Source organism: Frankia sp. AiPs1 (assembly GCF_023716945.1).
Lineage (GTDB): Bacteria > Actinomycetota > Actinomycetes > Frankiales > Frankiaceae > Frankia.
In genome coordinates this window covers 1-1,838 of the sequence record NZ_JAMQQF010000838.1, presented here as the reverse complement: position 1 = coordinate 1,838, position 1,838 = coordinate 1, and the positions used below count along the sequence as shown (strand labels likewise).

1 protein-coding gene is annotated in these 1,838 nt (G+C 75.4%); it reads right to left on the bottom strand.

The genetic code is table 11. The features are described 5' to 3' along the window. The coding region (locus ND748_RS31155) for an FtsK/SpoIIIE domain-containing protein (protein ID WP_251749886.1) at positions 1-1,770 on the bottom strand (1,770 nt) is incomplete at its 3' end. Positions 1,771-1,838 lie beyond the last annotated feature (68 nt).

The window sequence follows — 1,838 nt, the reverse complement described above, 5'->3', positions numbered from 1 at the left end:
GGACACAGCATCGGCGGGCACAGCATCGGCGGGCACAGCATCGGCGGGCATCGCGACGGCGGGCCACACGGATCGGTCGGCGGCCACGGCGAGGGGCACCGACCCGGCCGACGTGTCCGCGCCGATCGCGGCCGGCGGCTCGTCCCCGAGGGGCGCGGCGGCGGACTCGATCGCCGGTGGCGCCGGACGCCCGTCCAACGCGCGGTAGACCGCGTTGTCGTCGAGGATCGCCGGGGCGTGACCGATGAAGACCCGCGGCCGGGGCGCCGACGGCAGGCTGCGCGCCATGGTGGTCGCCAGCCGGTCCCGCAACTGGGCGATCACGACCGGGTCGGGGAAGGCGACCCGGACGAGCTCGTTGCCGGCCGGATGGCCGTTGCGCCGGTTCACGATCGCCTCGCCGACGCCGGACAGCGCGCCCGCGGCCTCGTTCGCCGTGGACAGCAGGACCCGCGACTCCGAGATCGAGGTGCGCAGCGCCACCCGCAGCGCGAACTGGCCGAAGATCGAGCCGCGCTTGCCGGCGGTGGAGTCGAGGGCGTCGATGCCGGACAGCGTCTGGCTGGCCAGCAGCAGGTGGACGCCGTAGGCGCGGCCCTGGCGGGCCAGGACCTCCAGGTGGGCGACGCCCTCCCGGGCGATCTCGTCCATCGGGGTGAGCATCACCTGGAACTCGTCCACGACGACGATGACCCGCGGCCAGGCGGAGCTGCGGTCGGCGGCCCGCAGGCCGCGCAGGTCCCGCGCCCCGACGGCGCGCATCGCCACCGCGCGGCGGCGCATGTCCTCGCGGACCGCCCGCAGGACGGCGACGCCGAACTCACGGTCGCTCTCGATGCCGACGGTGTCGGCGTGCGGCAGGAAGAACGGGTCGGCGACCCCGGCGGCGAACTGGGCGAACTCCAGTCCCTCCTTGAAGTCCAGCAGATGGAATCGGACCTGGTCGGGGGCATAGCGCGCGGCGATGCCGTAGACCATGTCGAGCAGCAGGGTCGACTTGCCGGCGCCGGCCTGACCGCCGACGAGGGCGTGGACGGTGTTGTCGTCGAAGGTGAGCCGCACCGGGCCGTCGGGGCCCTGCGCGACCGGCACGGTGATCCCGGCGGCGCTGTCGGACTCCCACAGGGCGGCGGGCAGCAGCTCGGCGATGCCGGGGGGGCGGGACGCCTCGCGGGCGGCCGCGTCGGCGACCTGCTTCGTGACGGCGGTGACCAGATCCGGCGGCGGCGGCGGGTCGAGCTGGACAGCCAGCAGGCCGGTCAGCGAGGTGCGCCACAGGCCGGGCTGCGCGCCGCGCCAGTCCGGCCGGTCGGCGAGCAGCTCGACGGCGGTGAACACCACGGAGTTCGGCAGCGCCTCGGCGACCGACTCGGCCGCCTCGTCCGGGCGCAGATCGTCGGAATCGGGGTCGGGCGGGGTCACGTCGTCGAGGTCGCCGGCACCGTCCAGGCCGCCCGGGTGGGGCTGCGGGACGAGCTGGATGATGGAGAGGACATGCACGCCACAGGCGGGCCCCTGCGCGGCGACGGCCGCCAGCGACCGGGCGCCCTCCTCGTACAGGCGCGGATCGCCGAGCAGCACCAGCAGCAGCCACGGTTCCGCCCGGCCGTGGCCGGCGTCCTCGCGTTCCCGCAGCGAGTCGAACCGGCCGGCGAGCCGCTCGACGGTGATGCGGCCCACCTCGGCGGACAGGTCGGCGAGGCGCTCCTCCAGCCGGGCCCGGGTGGGTCGGCGGTAGGAGGTGTATTTTGTATTGTATAGGCACGCCACAGGCGGGCCCCTGCGCGGCGACGGCCGCCAGCGACCGGGCGCCCTCCTCGTACAGGCGCGGATCGCCG